General features: G+C 42.4%; 12 protein-coding genes. 9 read left to right on the top strand and 3 right to left on the bottom strand.

Annotation, left to right across the window (positions count from 1 at the left end; all coding sequences use genetic code 11):
• The 7 genes from EZV76_RS08130 to EZV76_RS08100 all read left to right on the top strand — a co-directional run bounded on the left by EZV76_RS08130 (nt 1) and on the right by EZV76_RS08100 (nt 12,988).
• Entirely contained in the window at nt 1-1,578 is a 1,578-nt protein-coding gene (locus EZV76_RS08130; protein ID WP_136566045.1) for a SusD/RagB family nutrient-binding outer membrane lipoprotein, read from the top strand.
• A gap of 81 nt (nt 1,579-1,659) precedes the next feature.
• A complete protein-coding gene (locus EZV76_RS08125; RefSeq protein ID WP_136566044.1) occupies nt 1,660-4,953 on the top strand; it encodes a VCBS repeat-containing protein in 3,294 nt (1,097 codons plus the stop codon).
• Nucleotides 4,950-8,045, top strand: a complete 3,096-nt coding sequence (locus EZV76_RS08120) for a DUF5107 domain-containing protein (RefSeq protein ID WP_136566043.1) — start codon at nt 4,950-4,952, stop codon at nt 8,043-8,045. The genes EZV76_RS08125 and EZV76_RS08120 overlap by 4 nt, the downstream gene beginning before the upstream one ends.
• An 11-nt stretch (nt 8,046-8,056) precedes the next feature.
• Nucleotides 8,057-9,823 (top strand): PQQ-dependent sugar dehydrogenase, encoded by a 1,767-nt coding sequence (locus EZV76_RS08115; protein ID WP_136566042.1) that lies wholly within the window; start codon nt 8,057-8,059, stop codon nt 9,821-9,823.
• Nucleotides 9,824-9,851: 28 nt separating this feature from the next.
• Nucleotides 9,852-11,108 (top strand): amidohydrolase/deacetylase family metallohydrolase, encoded by a 1,257-nt coding sequence (locus tag EZV76_RS08110; protein ID WP_236640890.1) that lies wholly within the window; start codon nt 9,852-9,854, stop codon nt 11,106-11,108.
• 70 nt (nt 11,109-11,178) lie between these two features.
• On the top strand, nt 11,179-12,390 hold the full coding sequence (locus EZV76_RS08105) for an aminotransferase class V-fold PLP-dependent enzyme (RefSeq protein WP_236640889.1): 1,212 nt from the start codon (nt 11,179-11,181) through the stop codon (nt 12,388-12,390).
• 13 nt (nt 12,391-12,403) lie between these two features.
• Nucleotides 12,404-12,988, top strand: coding sequence for a RidA family protein (locus EZV76_RS08100; protein ID WP_136566041.1), 585 nt, complete (start codon nt 12,404-12,406; stop codon nt 12,986-12,988).
• A 40-nt stretch (nt 12,989-13,028) separates the two neighbouring features.
• On the opposite strand, the gene EZV76_RS08095 is transcribed toward EZV76_RS08100, so the two are convergent.
• The gene (locus EZV76_RS08095) at nt 13,029-13,892 is read right to left on the bottom strand and encodes an AraC family transcriptional regulator (protein WP_136566040.1); all 864 of its coding nucleotides are present in this window, start codon (nt 13,890-13,892) and stop codon (nt 13,029-13,031) included.
• 81 nt (nt 13,893-13,973) lie between these two features.
• Between EZV76_RS08095 and EZV76_RS08090 the strand changes: the two genes are divergently transcribed.
• Nucleotides 13,974-14,699 (top strand): phytanoyl-CoA dioxygenase family protein, encoded by a 726-nt coding sequence (locus EZV76_RS08090; RefSeq protein WP_136566039.1) that lies wholly within the window; start codon nt 13,974-13,976, stop codon nt 14,697-14,699.
• Between the two features lie 52 nt (nt 14,700-14,751).
• Here the strand turns inward: EZV76_RS08090 and EZV76_RS08085 are convergent, their stop codons facing one another.
• Nucleotides 14,752-15,642: an FkbM family methyltransferase gene (locus EZV76_RS08085; protein ID WP_136566038.1), complete on the bottom strand. Its 891-nt coding sequence runs from the start codon at nt 15,640-15,642 to the stop codon at nt 14,752-14,754.
• A gap of 179 nt (nt 15,643-15,821) precedes the next feature.
• On the opposite strand from EZV76_RS08085, the gene EZV76_RS08080 reads away from it, so the two are divergent.
• Nucleotides 15,822-18,224 carry a T9SS type B sorting domain-containing protein gene (locus tag EZV76_RS08080; protein ID WP_136566037.1) on the top strand — a complete coding sequence of 801 codons (2,403 nt, stop codon included), beginning with the start codon at nt 15,822-15,824 and terminating at the stop codon, nt 18,222-18,224.
• Nucleotides 18,225-18,313: 89 nt separating this feature from the next.
• On the opposite strand, the gene EZV76_RS08075 is transcribed toward EZV76_RS08080, so the two are convergent.
• Nucleotides 18,314-18,937: an MCP four helix bundle domain-containing protein gene (locus EZV76_RS08075; RefSeq protein ID WP_136566036.1), complete on the bottom strand. Its 624-nt coding sequence runs from the start codon at nt 18,935-18,937 to the stop codon at nt 18,314-18,316.
• Between the last annotated feature and the right edge of the window lie 67 nt (nt 18,938-19,004).

The following is a 19,004-nucleotide window of genomic DNA, read 5'->3' as shown; positions in this document are numbered from 1 at the left end:
ATGAAAAAGTTTTTATATCTCTTAACCCTGGTAGCGGCCTTCAGTTCATGTACTGAAAATTTTGAGGAAACGAACACAAACCCCTACCAGATATCCAACGAATCATTGAAGCAGGATTTTAACCATGTTGGTGCTTTCTACCCTTCAATGCTTAGCCAGATTTTTGGGAACCAGGTTAACCATAACCTGACCAATACGTCGTTTGCCCAGCACTTGGCACAACCCACTCCATTTACAGGTAACATCAATAACACTACCTATTATATCCGATGGAACGGATATTGGGGACGTGAATACGATTTTGTTATGGCTCCGGCCAAACAAGTTATTGAGATTGCCGAGGCCGATGGTTATACCGTTTTTGTGGAATGGGCCAACTTGATCAGAATTCTGTCCATGTCTAGGGTAACTACTTTTTATGGTCCAGTAATCTACACCAATTTCGGTACTGAAGGCGATGTATTGTATGACAGCGAACCTGCCTTGTACAATGCTTTCTTTAGTGATTTGGATAGAATTATTGCTGAGTTTAGTGCAAATATGGACTATACTGGTCTATCTGATTTTGATGCCACTTACGGTGGAGATGTTTCTCAATGGGCCAAGTTTGCCAATTCAATGCGCTTACGATTGGCCATGCGTATCTCCAAAGTTGACCCAACCCTAGCTAGAACGCAAGGTGAGAAAGCTTTGGCAGACCCTGTAGGATTGATTGAAACCAATGGAGACAACATGAATATTTCCTTGTATGGGAATAAATTCCACCCTGCCCAAATTTGCTTTGAGTGGAACGATACCCGTATGAGTGCTACTATGGAATCCATTTTGGTAGGGTATAAAGATCCTAGAATCCATGCATTCTTTGATCCTGTATCCGATATGTCATTGGTGGCTGATCACCCAGAGTATCCTTACAAGGGTATACGTAATGGAGGTGAGCTTATTGCCAAAGATGACCATATTCCATTCTCAACCATCGACATAAGCTTTAACGACCCTGCAAAGGTGACTAAGCGAAAAGTGTTGAGTGCCGATGAAGTACATTTCCTTAAAGCTGAGGCCGCCCTTCGTGGTTGGGCCGGTGCCGGTGATGCCCAGACCAACTATGAGAATGGAGTGAAAGCTTCCTTTGAGCTTTGGGGTGCAGGTGGTGTAGATGCTTATCTTGCGGATGACACCAGTTTGCCTATTGATTATGATGGGGTGGTTTATCCAGATCCCATCAATGATTTCACCAACCAGATTACCAACACCATTGCTTGGGATGAAGGTGCCGATAATGAAATCAAACTGGAAAAGATCATTACTCAAAAATGGATTGCAGGTTATACCAATGAAATGGAGGCTTGGGTAGACTTTAGACGTACAGGATATCCAAAATTACCCCCTGTTTATCAGAACAGCAGTAACGCTGACTGGGGGATAGTACCTGTAGGCGAGTTTATCAAAAGAATGCCTTTTGTAAACGATGAACGTGAAAACAACCCTGCTGGAGTAGCGGACGCCACCGCAAAACTTGGTGGACCGGATGAAATCAACACCAGACTATGGTGGGATACCGGAGGTCCCAACTTCTAAAGAGTGGGAAAACCCAAAAAAACCTGTGGGATTCCCACAGGTTTTTTCTTTTGAGATGAAACCAACCTAACACTCTACTACATGCGATTAATTTCTATCATCAGTGTTCTGTACATATTGGTGCTGACCTCCTGCAACCCTATTGATTCCAATAAATTGTTCTCTAAAATGCCCTCTGGGCACACAGGCATCAAGTTTAAAAACTTAGTCGTGGAAACAGATGAACTAAACATCCTTACCTATGGATACATCTATAATGGTGGCGGGGTGGCCGTTGGAGACATCAATAATGATGGGTTAATGGACCTGTACTTTACAGGAAGCATGGTAGGCAGTAGATTGTACCTGAACAAAGGTGATTTTAAATTTGAGGAAATTGCCGAAAAAGCTGGTGTTTTTGCAGAAGGATTATGGAACACGGGGACAGCCATGGCCGATGTAAACGGTGATGGACTTGTGGATATTTATGTGTGCCGTTCGGCCGCGAAAGATGCTCCAAAACGAAAAAACCTATTGTTCATTAACAATGGAGATCTCACTTTTACCGAAAAGGCCAATGAATATGGCTTGGATGATTCAGGTTACTCCACGGAGGCCAATTTCTTTGATTACGACAAAGATGGTGATCTAGATGTATTTGTACTAAACCACTCGGTACAGCCCTATTCAAGTTTTAGGAACACCTCCAAAGAATTACGATCGGAATATATCCCAGAATATGCCGATCGTCTTTACAGAAATGACAATGGAAAATTCACCGATGTAAGCTCAGAAGCCGGTATTATTTCCAGCGTATTGGGATTTGGTCTTAGTGTTTCCGTAGGAGATATTAACGACGACAACTGGCCAGACATGTACATTTCCAACGATTTTCACGAACACGATTTTTTATATCTCAACAACGGTGATGGTACTTTTACCGAGAGCCTAAAAAAATATATGGGGCATACCTCCTATTTTTCAATGGGTAGTGATGTGGCCGACATCAATGGAGATGGCAAATTGGATATAGTTACCCTTGACATGTTGCCCGAAGGGAACTTTAGGCAAAAAATGGTGCTGGGGCCAGACAACTATGACAAATATGATTTCTTGGTGAAATCCGATTTTCACCACCAATACATGCGGAATATGCTGCACATAAACAATGGCAGCTCATTTTCCGAAGTGGGACAGCTTTCTGGCATCCATGCCACGGATTGGAGCTGGGCTCCCCTACTCACCGATTTAGACAATGATGGTCTCACAGATCTCTTTGTCACCAATGGTCTTAAACGAGACTATACCAATATGGACTTTATGAACTTTGCCGTACAAAAACGCCTTGAAGAGATGGATTCTGGTGTGGAAATGGCCATAAAGGACCTCCTTAAAGAAATTCCCTCTTCCATTGAGGAAAACTATGCCTATAAAAACCTTGGGCATCTTAAGTTCGAAAAAGAGACCACTGCTTGGGGCCTTGGAGGCAAATCGCTTTCCAGTGGGGCTGCCTATGTGGACTTGGACAATGATGGCGATTATGACCTTGTGGTCAATAATATGGATGAAGAGGCCTTTATCTACCGTAACAATTCAGAGAAAATCACGCAGAACAACTATCTGAAAATTCAACTCAAAGGAAAAGACAAGAACACCTTGGCCATTGGTTCCAAGATTATTGTTGAAGCGGACACCTTAAAACTTCAGCATGAACTCTATACCTCGAGAGGTTTTCAATCTTCAGTTGACCCCTCCATAATTTTTGGTTTGGGTAAAGTTGGCACCATTGGGGAACTCAAGGTCATTTGGCCCGATGGCAGCATCACCCAAAAAAATAACATTGCCGTTAATCAAACATTGCAATTAGATCAAAATGAGGCAACGGCCCAAGAAAATACCGTTGGAGAAATAGCAGCTCTGTTTACGGAGATTACACAAGACAGTCTTGTAACCTTCAACCACAAAGAAAATAGATTTATTGATTTTGAAAGAGAACTACTCCTCCCCCATATGCTCTCTACCCAAGGGCCAAAATTGGCGGTATCCGATGTCAATGGCGATGGTTTGAAGGACATTTACATTGGAGGGGCTCAAGGTCAACCTGGAAAAATGTTCCTAAAAAAGGCCAATGGAAGTTATATTTCCTCAAGTGAAACCATATTTGATCAAGATCGCAAGTTCGAGGACATAGGGGCTGTTTTCTTTGATGCCAATGGCGATGCCCAACCAGATTTATATGTGGTAAGTGGTGGAAATGAGTATGATGCCCTCCCTGGGAATTATACCGATAGGCTTTATATCAACCTAGGAAACGGTCAATTTAAAAACAGTAGTAATCAACTGCCAAAAATGAGCTTTAGTGGCTCATGTGCCGTTGTGGGCGATGTGGATGGGGATGGGGACCAAGACCTTTTTATTGGAGGAAGGTTGCAGCCAGGGAAATATCCAATGGCCCCCAATAGCCAAATCCTGCTGAATGACGGCAAAGGAAATTTCTCCGATGCGAGCGAGAGCATTCTTGGTGAAAATTCAAATTTGGGAATGGTAAACGATGCCGTTTTCACAGATTTCAACGCAGATGGCACTCAAGATCTGATTGTCGTTGGTGAGTTCACCCCGGTAATCTTCCTAGCCAACAAAAATGGAAAACTTGTACCGGAAACCCCTGAAGGATTGACCAATTCCGAAGGGTGGTGGAACACCATCACTCCCATCGATGTGGATAATGATGGCGACATGGATTACGCCTTGGGCAATTTTGGGCAAAATTCCCAATTAAAGGCAAGCGCAGAAGAGCCTGTTACCCTTTATGCGGATGACTTTGATGACAACGGCTCCATTGACCCTATACTGTGTTGTTATCTAGGTGGCAAAAATCACCCTGTATTCTCTAAGGATGATATTGGCTCCCAATTGGCCTACCTAAAGAGCAAATACATCAATTTTTCCGACTATGCGTCGCACACCGTTTCAGAAATCCTTGGAGAAGAAAGTTTGGCCAGGGCCCAAAAGTTTGAGGCACACACCTTTAAAACTTCCATCCTTAGAAACAATGGCAACGGTTTTACTTTGGAAGCACTCCCAGTTGAAGCGCAATTTGCCCCAATATATGCCATGGTCCCTTTTGATATTGAAGGTGACGGCGATACTGACCTGATGCTCTTTGGAAATTTCTTTGATACCCGGGTCAAGTTTGGCCGATATGATGCCAATCACGGGCTTGTTCTGACCAATGATGGAAATGGTCGTTTCACCGCATTGGAACAAACAAAGACCGGCATGAACATTACAGGACAGGTAAGGGATGCAAAATTTATCGATGATTCAACTTTTTTGGTGGCCCAAAACAATGGCCCCTTATTAGTCTTCAAAACCAATTCTACCAACGAAAAATGAAAATTTTACTTTATTCCAGCTTACTTCTATTTTTTATCGGTGGTTACTCCCAAACAACGATTACAGAAGAAACCATGCTGTTGGAGACTTATGGGTTCAACACCCCTAACCCTGCTCCAATTTTAACCGAGAATCCTAAAATCTATCCCTATTTCAAGTACGAAGGTTATTCACACGAATCTGAAAAAAAAGAATGGAAGGTTGTAAAGCTTGAAAATGATTACATAGAAGTGTATGTGCTTCCAGAGATTGGAGGAAAAGTATGGGGCGCTATCGAAAAAAGTACCGGAAATGAATTTCTATACAAAAATGAAGTTGTAAAGTTCAGGAATATAGCCATGAGAGGTCCATGGACATCCGGAGGCATCGAGTTTAACTTCGGAATTATAGGACATCACCCTGGTACAGCCACCCCTGTGGACTATTTGACCCGTACCAACGACGATGGAAGCGTAAGTTGTGTTGTTGGAAACCTAGACCTTCCCTCTAGGACCTATTGGCAAGTTGAAATAAAACTGGAAAAGGACAAAGCCTATTTTGAAACCAATGCTTCGTGGTATAACGGTACACCCTTAAATCAATCCTATTACAATTGGATGACCGGTGCAGCAGTGGCCTCAGATGATTTGGAGTTCTTTATTCCCGGAAACGGATTCTTGGAACATGATGGTACTTGGAGAAAATGGCCCGTTGATGAGCAAGGAAGAAACTTGGCCATGTATCGCAATAATGATTTCGGCCCCGCAAAATCCTATCATATCGTAGGCGATTACCAAAACTATTTTGGAGGCTATTATCATGATAGAAATGTTGGTTTTGGACACTTATCTCCCTATGAACAAATGCCTGGACAAAAGTTATGGCTGTGGGCCCTATCGCGTTCCGGTGGTATATGGGAAGATTTACTGACAGATACCGATGGACAATATATTGAATTTCAAGCTGGGCGCTTGTTCAACCAATATTCCCCAGGTGTTGAAAATCCCATAACGCAGGCCAATTTTGACCCCTATGTCATGGATTCATGGCAAGAACAGTGGTTCCCTATAAAAGAAATCGGAGGCATGGAGGCTGCTTCCAAATATGGTGTCCTGAATGTGGAACGCAATGGAAACTCGGCCTACCTTGGCATCAATGCACTACAAGCCTTTAATGAACCATTGCACATTTTCGTGAATGGCAAAGAACTTCCTGTAGAAAACCTAAAATTGGAACCCATGGAAGTTTTTGAAAAAACCATTCCATGCAAAGACTCAGATGTTCTTGAGGTTCGGCTGGGAAACAACAGATTGAATTACATTTCCAAAAGTAAAACCTTGCTCAAGCGAAATTTTGAACAAACCCCTGACTTTAAAATCTCAAAGATTGAAAAACTATACCACGAAGCTTCTGAAGCTGTTAAGTTTAGGGAGTTTGCCCTTGCCGAAGTTAAATTGGACTCGCTACTGACCGATGCTCCATATCACTCAGGCGGTTTAACATTAAAATCCAGTACAGAATTTAGAAAAACTGAATATGATAGTGCCTTGGAATATGCAAACAAGGCATTGCAGTTAGATATTTATGACCCAACCGCAAATTATCTGTCAGGGATTGCCTATTGGGCCCAAAAAGATGCACTAAATGCCTTGGAAGCTTTTGGATGGGCCGCTAGAGCCATACAATATCGTTCCGTTTCATACGCACAAATGGCTGAAATACATCTCCATCAAGGTAATTTGGAAACCGCTGAAGAGTATGCCATAAAAGCATTGGATTTCAACCAGTACAACCTCAATGCCAGACAGGTATTGTTGGTAGTACACAGGCTTAATAAGGATTCAAGTGCGTTCAACGAACAGCTTTCAGAAATTTCCAAAATAAGCCCCATCCATCACTTTGCATCCTTTGAGGAAATACTCTTTTTCAGTAAAGAACCCAATCTTATTCTAAAACACATTCAAAATGAATTTACCAATGAGACTTTACTGGAACTGGCGCTCTCCTATTTGAATTTAGGCCAAAAAGAAACTGCTTTACACGTTTTGAACATATCAACGGACAGTAAATCCAAACTTCTTCTGGCCTATTTAGGTCGAGAAGATGGAGCTCAAAAAAGTACCGCTGTCCTGAACCAACTTTCAACCCAATCACCTGATTTTGTGTTTCCATATAGAAGGGAGATGCTCCCTGTTTTGGAATGGGCCGCCTCGACAAACAACCATTGGACGTTTAAATATTATTTGGCACAAAACTATTTGGCGGTAGGTCTGGAGAAAAAGGGCAAGCAACTTTTAAAGGAATGTGGTGATGTTCCCGATAATGATACCTTCTACAGGTTCAGGGCAAAGGCTCTCCATGACGAATCCTACGAAATGCAGTCAAAAGATTTCCAAAAAGCCCTCGCTCTTAAGCAGGGATACTGGAAAAATTGGGACGACCTTATTCTTTTTCAACTAAAGCACGAGCAAAATGATGCCGCCGTTGCTTTGGGCAAAAAGGCGGTAAAAAAATTCCCTGACAATTACAATGTTGGTCTAAGCTACGCCAAAGCGCTTTTGGCAATCAATGACTACCCCAAAGCCATAACAGTGTTGAATGGTTTAAGAATTTTACCTTTTGAACATGCTTCTGAAAGTAAACGAATATACACTCAAGCCCATACCTATCTGGCCAGAAAATATATGGAAAAAAATCAGTTAGGTAAGGCGATACCCCTTTTGGAGGCATCAAAGAAGTGGCCTGAAAACTTGGGCGTGGGAGCACCCTACAATCCCGATGAGAGAATGGCAAATTATCTCTTGGGACTGTGCAACACAAGCTTAGGAAATACAAATCAGGCAGAATCCAACTTCAAAGCTGTTGCCAACTATGAAATTGCAACCACATCAAGAGTAAGGAGCAATGCTATTTTTTCTGTTTTGGCCATGAAAAAATTGGGGGACAAGAAATCCTTACAAAACATATTGGACAAAGTAGAGAGTCAAAAATCCGAAAACGTGGATGCAGCTTTGGTTTGGGCCCTATACAATCAAGATCTGAACAAAGCAAATGAGCTGATGGCCTCAAAAAATATAGACCAAAGATTAGTTGACATATTAACACATTTATAAAACCCTAGCACATGGTTTCCAGCCGTAACATTAAAATCCTAACAATATCCCTCGGCACTATCTTGCTATTTTCGAACTGTAAGAAAATAGAGCCGGGACGTGATGGTGAGCTTTTTCTACCCGATGGTTTCTCTTCCGTGGTAGTTATTGACAGTATCCCTGAGACTGTAAGACATATGGACGTTACTGAAGATAACATCCTATATGCCAAACTAAGGAACTCTAAAGAGGATGGTACAATAGCAGCCATTCAGGATACCGATGGTAACGGTGAGGCAAACATCATTCAAAAGTTTGGGGAAAACAATGAGCCTCAACGCTGGAGCTACGCCACCGCCATGAGGATATACAATGGCTATATTTATTTCAGCTCCGACCTTGTGGTATATCGACAAAAATTAACGCCGGGCTCTCTTGTTCCTGAAGGCGAAGTTGAAGTGGTATTGACAGACGATCATGAACATGGCAAACACGAGCATATTGCCAAACCCGTAGCTTTTGATGGCAAAGGAAATATGTATGTGCCATTTGGTGCTCCTTCCAATGCCTGTCAAGACCCAAAACGTACTCCCGGTATTCCCGGAATGGATCCCTGCCCCCAACTGGAAGACCATGGAGGTATCTGGAAATTTGATGCCAATAAATTGGGGCAAACCCAAAAAGATGGGGTTAAATATGCTACAGGCATTAGAAGTGTGGTCGCCATGAGTTGGAATCCTGCTGATGATGAGCTTTATGTGCTCATGCATGGTAGAGATGACCTTTTACGATTGTGGCCGGATAAATATTCCCCTTGGGAAAGTGCACTATTGCCCTCCGAAGAATTCATGAAGGTTACGGAAGGCTCCAATTTTGGTTGGCCGTACTGCTACTATGATCAAATAAAAGGGAAAAAAGTATTGGCTCCAGAATATGGTGGAGACGGTGAAATCATAGGTCGATGTTCTGAATTTGAAGACCCCATTATTGGATTTCCAGGTCACTGGGCACCCAATGATCTTGTTTTTTATCAGGGAGACCAATTTCCCAAACGATATAAGAATGGAGCCTTTATAGCCTTCCACGGCTCTACCAACCGATCACCGTATCCCCAATCGGGATATTTTATTGGATTTGTTCCTTTCAAGGATGGCAAACCTAGTGGTGACGTAGAAGTTTTTGCCGATGGTTTTGCAGGTGTAGACCCTCTTGTGAGCGTTAGGGATGCCATTTATCGCCCTATGGGAATCGCTTTTGGCCCCGATGGCGACATGTACATCTCCGATTCTGTAAAAGGAAAAATTTGGAAAGTCACTTTCAATGGTGATAGGAACAATTTTGGACAAGAGCAATTATTGGCCATGGAAGACCGAAAGAAGCTGTCCCACATCAGGACCCCCGATGAAATCAAGGACAACCTAATTTCAGGAGGGCTTGTGGGTGGTCCAAAAGCCTACCAAACATACTGCAGTGCTTGTCACCAAAGAGATGGCAAAGGAGCACCAGGCAGATTTCCCCCGCTTACTGGAACGGATTGGGTTACTGGAGATAAAGAAAGACTCATCAATGTAGTGCTACGAGGTATGGAAGGCAGCATAAAAGTTGGCGATGAAGTCTACAACGGTATGATGCCCCAACATGGCTTCTTGAGCGATAAGGAAATTGCAGAGGTGCTGACCTTTATCAGAACAAATTTTGGCAACGAGGCCAGCGCCATTGACGAAAGTGAAGTTGCCGAATCAAGGGAAAAACTCCAGCAAAGTGGAGAGACGGGCCCCATACAAGTACAAACAGAATAATATAAATTTTTATCATAAACCAAACCGTATGAAAACGAAAATTCTAAAAATGGGCAATTTGTATGCAACTTTCAGCTTCTTTTTGTTCACCATGTTTGCCATGGCACAGGATTACGACATCTTAATCAAAGATGGGCATGTAATCGATGCCAAAAACAACATAGACAAAGTCATGGATGTTGCCATAAAGGATGGCAAGATTGCCGAAGTATCCAACAACATCTCCCAAAGTAAAGCCAAGACAGTAATCAACGCCAAAGGGCTTTATGTTAGTCCGGGACTTATAGACATTCACAGCCATAACTTTTATGGTACGGAATCCAACGCTTACCTGAGCAATGGTTATTATGCGGTCCCACCGGATGGTTTCACCTTCAGAAGTGGTGTTACCACAGTTGCGGACGCCGGGGGTGCCGGTTGGAGAAACTTTAGGCAGTTCAAAGAACAGGTAATCGATAGGTCCAAAACCAGGGTATTGGCCTTTTTGAACATTGTAGGCTCTGGAATGAAAGGAGGACCCATTGAGCAAAACCTAAGTGATATGGATGCCCGAATGACCGCTATGGTGGCAAAACAGTTCCCCAACGACGTGGTTGGGGTGAAATTGGCACATTTCAGTGGATTTGATTGGACACCCGCGGAAAGGGCCGCAGAGGCAGGAAGGCTTGCCGATATCCCAGTTATGATAGACTTTGGGGGAAGTGAGCCTGAGTTATCCTTGGAAACTCTCTTCATGGAAAAATTACGCCCCGGGGATATTTTCACCCATGCTTATGGCCATGTAGACGGTCGTACCCCCATTGTGGATGAAAATGGAAAAGTAAGGGACTATGTTTTTGCTGCACAAAAAAGAGGGATTATTTTTGATGTAGGCCATGGGGGTGGAAGTTTTGTTTTCGAGCAAGTCATTCCTGCCATGGAGCAAGGTCTCAAACCCAATTCCATAAGCACCGACCTTCACACAGGAAGTATGAATGGAGGAATGAAGGATATGGCCAATATCATGTCCAAATTCCTAAACTTGGGTATGTCCCTAAGTGAAGTTATCACCGTATCTACTTGGGAACCCGCAAAAATCATTCAACGTACCGATTTAGGTCATATTTCTGTAGGGGCTGTGGCAGATGTTACCGTATTAAACCACAGGAAGGGAGAGTTCGGATTCATAGACACCAGGAATACCAAAATGGAAGGAGATGAAAAAGTAGAATGTGAACTTACCATCAAAGATGGTAAAGTAGTCTACGATCTAAACGGTATTTCAAAACAAGCCTGGGGTAAATAGAAAATCCCTATTGCGATAATACAAACCCTATAACTAGTAAGAACAATTTTAATATAAACAACCAAAGATTATGAGCAGAAGAAAAGTTTTAAAAACGCTTTCCGCCCTACCCGTTGCGGGCGGACTAATGGGAACCGGATTGCTTTCGGCAAAAACGCTGGAAACTTCGGTGGCCCAACCCTTGGCACGGGACTTCTTCAAGGAGCTTGGAGTGCGTACGTTCATCAATGCAGCAGGAACCTATACCTCTATGACCGGATGTCTAATGAGCAAGGAAGTAACGGATGCCATTAAATATGCAACCACAGAATATGTGAATCTGGACGACCTACAGGACAAGGTCGGTGAGCGTATAGCCGAGCTGCTAGATTGCGAGTATGCCACCGTTTCCTCTGGGTGCTTTGGTGCCATGACCATTGGTTTGGCCGGGATTATCTGTGGAATGGACAACAAAAAGGTAAGCCAGCTTCCTGACACAACGGGACTGAAAAATGAGGTCATTGTACAAAAAGGACATGCCATTGGATACACCCATGCCCTATTGAACACTGGTGCAAAAATTATTGAAGTGGATGGCACCAAAGAATTGGAAAAGGCCATCAACAAGAACACCGCAATGCTTTGGTTCCTAAATGCAAATACCGATAATGGCAAGATCAAGCACGAAGAATTCGTTGCACTTTCCCAAAAACACAATATTCCGTGTATGATCGATTGTGCTGCGGACGTACCTCCGGTAGAGAATCTTTTCAAATACACCAAATTGGGCTTTGACCTAGTATGTTTTTCGGGAGGAAAAGGAATCCGTGGACCTCAGAGTGCCGGACTTCTATTGGGTAAGCGTAAGTACATTGAGGCAGCAAGATTGCACTGCCCACCAAGAGGTACCACTATTGCTAGGGGTATGAAAGTGAACAAAGAAGAAATTTTGGGTATGTTGGTGGCCTTGGAGCTTTACTTGTCCAAAGACCATGAACAAGAATGGAAACTTTGGGAAAGCCAAATCCAACTGATCAGTGACAGTGCCAAATCAGTTACCGGTGTAGAGACCGAAATCCATGTTCCTCCTTACGCCAACCACGTACCTAGCTTAAGGGTAACTTGGGATGAGAGTGTTGTCAAAATCACAAAAGAAGAAGCTCGTAAACAACTTCGTGAAGGGCATCCATCCATTCAGACCGTTGGAGGTAAGGATGATATAGGCATTACTACTTGGATGATGGATCCGGGACAGGAACGTGTTGTTGCAAAACGTTTGAAAGAAATATTGGCCAACGCCTAAAACGTCGCAAACTATGAAACGTACTATTTTTTTTCTTAGTGTTGTTTTGATAGGCTTAGTTTCCTGTCAACCAAAACAAGAAAATCCGGCACAGACCGAAAGTGCCCCTGTAGAGAAGGAGGTCATTGACCCCAATTATAATCCTGAAGCCAAAATTCAGGAATTGGGAATTACTTTGAGTGAACCCTCACCTCCTGTGGCCAATTATGTAAATGCTGTTCGTGTTGGAAACCTAATTTTTCTGGCAGGTAAGGGTCCACTTAAAGCAGATGGTGAAAACATCACTGGCAAAGTGGGCGCAGACCTTTCCATTGAAGAAGGGTATGAAGCTGCACGGATTACCGGTATAAACCAACTTTCTGTGCTAAAAGCAGAACTAGGCAATCTTAACAAGGTAAAGCGTATTGTAAAAGTAAAGGGAATGGTCAATGCCGTACCTGATTTTACAGACCATCCTAAGGTAATAAACGGTTATTCCGATTTAATGGTGGCCGTTTTTGGAGAACGTGGCAAGCATGCACGTGCTGCTGTGGGAATGGGGTCTTTACCCAGCAATATTGCCGTGGAGATAGACATGGTGGTAGAAGTTCAAGAGTAAACCCAATTATCTGTCATATAAGAGCTAAGGCCGAATGGATTCATTCGGCCTTAGTTTTTTCTTGTATATATTCCTTCGGTGATTTCCCTGTATATTTTCGAAATACTGTTGAAAAGTATTGGGACGAGTTAAACCCGAGGTCATAAGCCACTTTGGTCACGGAAATTTCCCTTTGCAACCTTTTTTTGGCTAGATCAATACGTTTTCGATTTATATACTCCTTTGGAGTATTACCCATATTGATTTTAAACCACGCCTTAAAATAACCGGTTGACACTTGGGTCAAATCGGCCAATTCATCCACATAAATACTCCTATGGAGGTTTTTTTCTATAAAACCATCTATAGCCCTAATACGCTCTGATACTTCCTTTTCCTGCCTACGCTGTGAAAGTTCCAAAGTATCCAACAACAAGCGCAGTAACACCACTTCCTTTCGTATACTGTCCAATCCCTTTGCATCTTGCTTCACCAAGGTAAAAAGTTCCATCAACAGTTCCTTTAGTTGAAGTCCTCCAAAAAAAGGTGCGTTGGAAGCATTTTGTAGATGCTTCAACAATAAATTAGTCTTCTCTTGGGGTAAATGGCATAGTTTCCCGTGCCGGTCACCAAGCTGCAGTTGAATCCAGAACAACTCTCCTTTTTCTTCAGGCATACCTCCCGTACTATGGGTTTGGTTTGCTGGAATTATCAAAATATCCCCTCCCCTTAAATAATGTATCCGGCTTCCCACACTATATTGTTGCACACCATCTATACAATAACAAATCTCAATACTATTTTGATGGAAATGATTCTCCAATCCCGGTTTTGCAGCGGAATAACGATAGTGGCCCATTTGCTGCACCCTGGAAATTCCATGCTGATGGGGCAAAAGAACGGTACGGGTCGACGCTTTTTTCATAACATGTTCAAAAAAGTAAGGTTGTATAAAAATAGTAGCTATTTTAATATAGAGTTGTCATTTTTGGAAAAACTTAAATCCATGGATACATTCAAGAAAAATTTTCTCTCGGAAGGCTATGTAGCCATCCCAGAATTATTGACAACAGATGAAGTAAAAGAACTTCAAGCCATATACAACCAACTTTTATCTGAAAAGGAAAAAACCATAGGTTTGCGAAGCGACCTTGCGGGAAATACAGTGGCCGAAAATGAAAAAATGGAACGCATCACCCAAATTATGCGACCTAGCTTGGTTGAGGAAAAATTACAAAACCACCATGTATACCAAAAGGCTTTGCAGTGGGCCAAACAGCTTCTAGGGGATGATATGGACTTGGATTTTGATATGTTGATCAATAAAGCTCCCCACACCAATACAGAAACCCCGTGGCACCAAGATGCAGCCTATTGGATTGATTTACCTGACAAACGTGCTGCCAGTTGCTGGATTGCGCTGGACAATGTTCATGAAGAAAATGGATGTATGTGGTTTCTACCCGTAAAAGAGCAAGAGGTACTGCCACACCAAAGTTTGTCTGGCGGAGGTGCCCTGTATTGCAATTCAGATACTACCGGTGCCCAAGCAGTTCCCCTGCTTGCCGGCGGATGCACTTTCCATGATGGGTTTACCCTCCACTACAGTAAGGGCAACACCACCAATGGCCCACGAAGAGCACTCATACTTAATTTTAGGCCGAAACAGATGATTCTATTGGAGCGGGAACAAGGAATGGATCATACAGGTGACAGAAAAAAAAGAAGTTGATATATCCTGATATTCCTTTAATAATCATTTGGTTTGTCTTAAGGGAATACCATTACCGGGCAATAAGCGACATAATCATATCTTTCTTAGATCGTGGAACCATAAAACAGTTTCTTACCCCGTTATCCTTTTCCCGGACCAAAGTTGGAACTTCTTCCAGGCCTTTCTCGGTATGGTTAAAAAACAAATAATCCTCATCCTTCAACAGTGCTTCAATCTGGCCTTCATTACCATTGAAAAGTGTTTCGCAGATTATTATGGGCTGTTGGGTTTTTATGGTTTCCTGGGACCCTTTGAGCACATGGACCTCGGCTCCTTCAGTATCTATTTTGATTAAATCTATCCTTTTATTGGGCTGGTTATAATCATCCAATCTAGATGATCGTACTTTAACCTTCTTGGAGGGCAATTGTGTTTTTGTCCCAATGTTGTGTTCCCCAGATAAATTTAAAGTGTCAGGGAATTTTGGATTATGTATTTGATAAAACTCTATGTCCCCGTTTACATCGGAGAGAGCCACGGGTTCTATCTTTACCCTATCCGCAATGTTGTTGATTTTAATGTTTTCCTCAAGATAGGTCATGGGGCCCATTGAAGGTTCAAAAGCATGCACCTTCAGTTTTGGGTTTACCATACACCCTAGAATGGAATAATAACCAATATTGGTCCCTACATCCCAAAAAGTTTCAACCTTTTTTACCAGCTCTATAAAAAGAGGGGTGTATTCAAAATTCTCAGGTTTATCCCAGAAAAGTTCACGTGTGATATAACTGGTTTGATTCGTCTTTAACCGAAACGCAATCCCATTGCCAACATCTACCTTTATCGACCCCGATGGATGAATCTTTATGTGTTCTGGCAGCAAGGGAGACAAAATCCTGTTCACATTTCTCAGCAACCGATTCACATTTGGTTCATACACCAAAGAATGAAAAAAACCCATCAAATTAGACTTAAATGAAAATCAAAGTTACCCATTTCAAACTAGAATCCTCGTCATGTTCTTGCATGAGTTGTACAGTAGGTGGAAGAATAGGTGCACTTTGACCAAAAAACAGGAGTTTATACCTCTTCTTCACTACGAAATCTTTAATTTGTACCAAACCTCATTGTTGACTTTCAATGACTCCACAAACGTATTCTTTAACCCACAAGCTGCTTCTTTTTTCCTTACTTGTTTGCTCTTTCCCTTGCTTTTCGCAAAGCTATAATGTTGCTGATTATCAAAAAATAAATGAGACCAATGGTGGATTCACAGGGAATCTAGATGATTTTGATTCGTGGGGAATCGCCATAGACAATATTGGGGATTTGGACGGAAACGGGGTCAACGATTTGGCCGTAGGAGCGTACACCGACGATGATGGTGGCACTGATCGGGGAGCTGTTTGGATTCTTTTTTTGGATGCGGACAACCAAGTTATCAATCAAACCAAAATCAGTGATACTCAAGGTGGGTTTACGGGAGTGCTTGAGAATGATGATCGTTTCGGGGGCGCCGTTGCCTATCTCGGGGATTTAAATTCTGACGGACGTATTGAATTGGCCGTTGGTGCAGATTATGATGGGGATGGCGGTTATTGGCATGGTGCTGTTTGGATTTTGAGCCTAAACAACGATGGAACCGTTAACTCGCATGTAAAAATCAGTGATACCCAAGGAGGTTTTACTGGTGTCATAAACGGAGATGCAATTTTTGGAACCGATATTGAAAGCATTGGAGATCTAAATAATGATGGTATTGCCGATTTGGCCGTTGCATCAAGAAGGGATGCTGACGGAGGTTCTAGGAGGGGTGCACTGTGGATACTTTTCATGAATGCCGATCTAACCGTGAACTCATATCAAAAAATCAGTGATACACAGGGTGGGTTTACGCCCATTCTTGAATTTGAGGATTATTTTGGGGGTTCCGTTCTCAACATGGGTGATTTGGATGGGGACAATGTAACCGACATCGTTGTGGGCGCATATAGGGATGATGATGGAGCGGTAAATGCAGGCAGCTTTTATACCTTGTACTTAAATACAGACGGAACAGTGAAATCATCCCAAAAAGTAAGTAATCTTTCTGGGGGACTTTCACATCAAATTTCTGGCAGCGCCCTGTTCGGTGAATCAATTGATGGCACCAATGACATAGATGGTGATGGCAGGCTTGAAATTTTAGTAGGGGCTTTAGGGCACCTAAACCCCACCCTATCATCTGCAACTGGTGGATTTTATATGATTGAATTAAACAATGATGGAACCGTTTCCGAAGACTTCTTTTATACGTATGGGGAGCATTGCTTCTCGGGAGAACTGAATGGTGGCGACTATTTTGGAGGGGCTATTACCCTTTTAAATGGTGGTCAAAATCCAAAAATTGCCGTGAGTGCCTATCACGACAGTGAAAATGGACCCGAGAGAGGTGCAATCTGGATTCTTGACTTAGGCGATGTTTTCTATACACTTTCTGACCAAACCGACCCCTCTGGGTGTTCAACCAATGATGGTTCATTCACCGTTTCGGACTTGGCCCCGGAAAAAGAATACACCATAACCTATGTGCATGGGGGAAATTTGGTGACGGACAATTATATCTCGGATGTAAATGGAATCGTTCAAGTTACAGGATTGGAGCAGGGAGCGTATAATGACATCATTGTAACTGAAAATGTAATCAACTGCACCGATAACCTTGGAAATGTTGTGCTAAGTGGGTCAAGTTTGGATGCTCAAATTACCATTACGGAGCCAACGGAATGTGGTGCCAACAATGGAAGTATCATCATCAGCAATCTGGTTGCGAATATTGACTATACTATTTCCTATGAATACCAATCCATTCCAACTTCCCTGCAATCAACGGCAAATCCAAATGGCGAAATCGTTGTTGATGAACTACCCGGAGGCTCTTACATGGGCTTCATGATCAGGGAAGAGGTAAACGGTTGTGAAAATTATTACGGTGATGTGGTGCTTGAAAGTTCAAACGCTGATTTGCAGTTTGTAATCACTTCCCCAACCAATTGTGCCAACTCTGACGGGAACATACAGATTATTGGTCTTGTCCCTAATGCGCTATATCAGGTTTCATACGATTTTAATGATGCCCAAACTACCAATACCATTGCTTCCGATGACCTTGGACAAATCAATTTAAGTGCTCTGGAAACAGGCTTATATGAAAACATCGTAGTTTTTGATGTGAACAATGGTTGCACGTTTTCCGAACCTTTCATTGGACTGCCTTGCGTTGAAGACAACGGACTTTGCTTTACATTCAAGAAGTTTTTCACCCCTAATGGTGATGGAATAAATGATTATTGGTTTTTAGAGAACGATGCAGACTGTGATTATTTTACCCAAATTTATGATCGTTATGGAAAATTGGTTGCCGTTCTAACTCCTGAAAATCCCAATTGGGATGGGCGCTACCGTGGAAAACCAATGCCTTCCACTACATACTGGTGCAATGTTCAATTCACAAATGGGACCATAACAGATGTCTACAGGTTTCATTTTGCCTTAAAGCGATGAGAATCCGCTCAGGGACGACTAGGCTACCTCTTGAGCTTGGATTTTAGCGAGCTCCGTTTTTGCAATTTCAGGTAGATGCATCCGATGATTCAATTTCGATGCACAAGATTCAGGGTCTTTATTGGTTGAAAGGCCAAAAGAGCTATTGCCATACCGATTAGAACCAAAAAAGTCATCTCAAGATTGGACAACATCATATTGATGCCCAACGATTTTTCCGAAATCTTTGTAAGCCTTTTACTTTCCTCTATTTGAATGGCCTCCAGCGCATCAAGATTTTTCTTGAGTTTAACAAGTGTTTCCTTGGTGTTTACTTGCACATTTTGACTTTTACCTCCTGCCTTACCTTCCAATTCCAATGTTTCCAATCCAGAAAATCCATTTATCAAGCGCTCTAAAAGTTTGCTCTCTTCAGGAGTCAATACGGTGTTTTTATAATCATTCAGAATAGGCTGAATCTTTTGCGAGACAAGGTAAGGTTCCACTTTCTCCCTTCCTTCAATAAGGGCGAGTTCCTCCACATAAATATGGTTCCTTAGCTTGTAGATATAATCTTGGACCATAATACGGTCATGGTATATGGAACTGACCGTTCTTTGTATGGTTTCAAAATGCTTACGATCCAGCAAATTGGACCCCAAGACCAATAAAAAAGCAAAAGTCAATATAGCCCCAACCAGTATTCGTTGTTTTCCAGAAAGTTTGGCTTTCATAGTATCGTTTTCTATTAAATAAAGTCTTTGAAAAAATCTTCGCCTCAAACTACCCCAGTGCACTATG

Origin of the sequence: Flagellimonas alvinocaridis (genome assembly GCF_004916895.1) — a bacterium.
GTDB lineage: Bacteria > Bacteroidota > Bacteroidia > Flavobacteriales > Flavobacteriaceae > Flagellimonas > Flagellimonas alvinocaridis.
The sequence above is the reverse complement of the archived record's forward strand: the minus strand, read 5'-3'. Positions and strand labels throughout refer to the sequence as shown.

Coding starts and splice junctions, on each gene's coding strand:
- EZV76_RS08105 (WP_236640889.1), top strand. CDS start 11,179: ATGAGCAGAAGAAAAGTTTTAAAAACGCTTTCCGCCCTACCCGTTGCG.
- EZV76_RS08130 (WP_136566045.1), top strand. CDS start 1: ATGAAAAAGTTTTTATATCTCTTAACCCTGGTAGCGGCCTTCAGTTCA.
- EZV76_RS08080 (WP_136566037.1), top strand. CDS start 15,822: ATGACTCCACAAACGTATTCTTTAACCCACAAGCTGCTTCTTTTTTCC.
- EZV76_RS08095 (WP_136566040.1), bottom strand. CDS start 13,892: ATGAAAAAAGCGTCGACCCGTACCGTTCTTTTGCCCCATCAGCATGGA.
- EZV76_RS08090 (WP_136566039.1), top strand. CDS start 13,974: ATGGATACATTCAAGAAAAATTTTCTCTCGGAAGGCTATGTAGCCATC.
- EZV76_RS08100 (WP_136566041.1), top strand. CDS start 12,404: ATGAAACGTACTATTTTTTTTCTTAGTGTTGTTTTGATAGGCTTAGTT.
- EZV76_RS08115 (WP_136566042.1), top strand. CDS start 8,057: ATGGTTTCCAGCCGTAACATTAAAATCCTAACAATATCCCTCGGCACT.
- EZV76_RS08075 (WP_136566036.1), bottom strand. CDS start 18,937: ATGAAAGCCAAACTTTCTGGAAAACAACGAATACTGGTTGGGGCTATA.
- EZV76_RS08085 (WP_136566038.1), bottom strand. CDS start 15,642: ATGGGTTTTTTTCATTCTTTGGTGTATGAACCAAATGTGAATCGGTTG.
- EZV76_RS08120 (WP_136566043.1), top strand. CDS start 4,950: ATGAAAATTTTACTTTATTCCAGCTTACTTCTATTTTTTATCGGTGGT.
- EZV76_RS08110 (WP_236640890.1), top strand. CDS start 9,852: ATGAAAACGAAAATTCTAAAAATGGGCAATTTGTATGCAACTTTCAGC.
- EZV76_RS08125 (WP_136566044.1), top strand. CDS start 1,660: ATGCGATTAATTTCTATCATCAGTGTTCTGTACATATTGGTGCTGACC.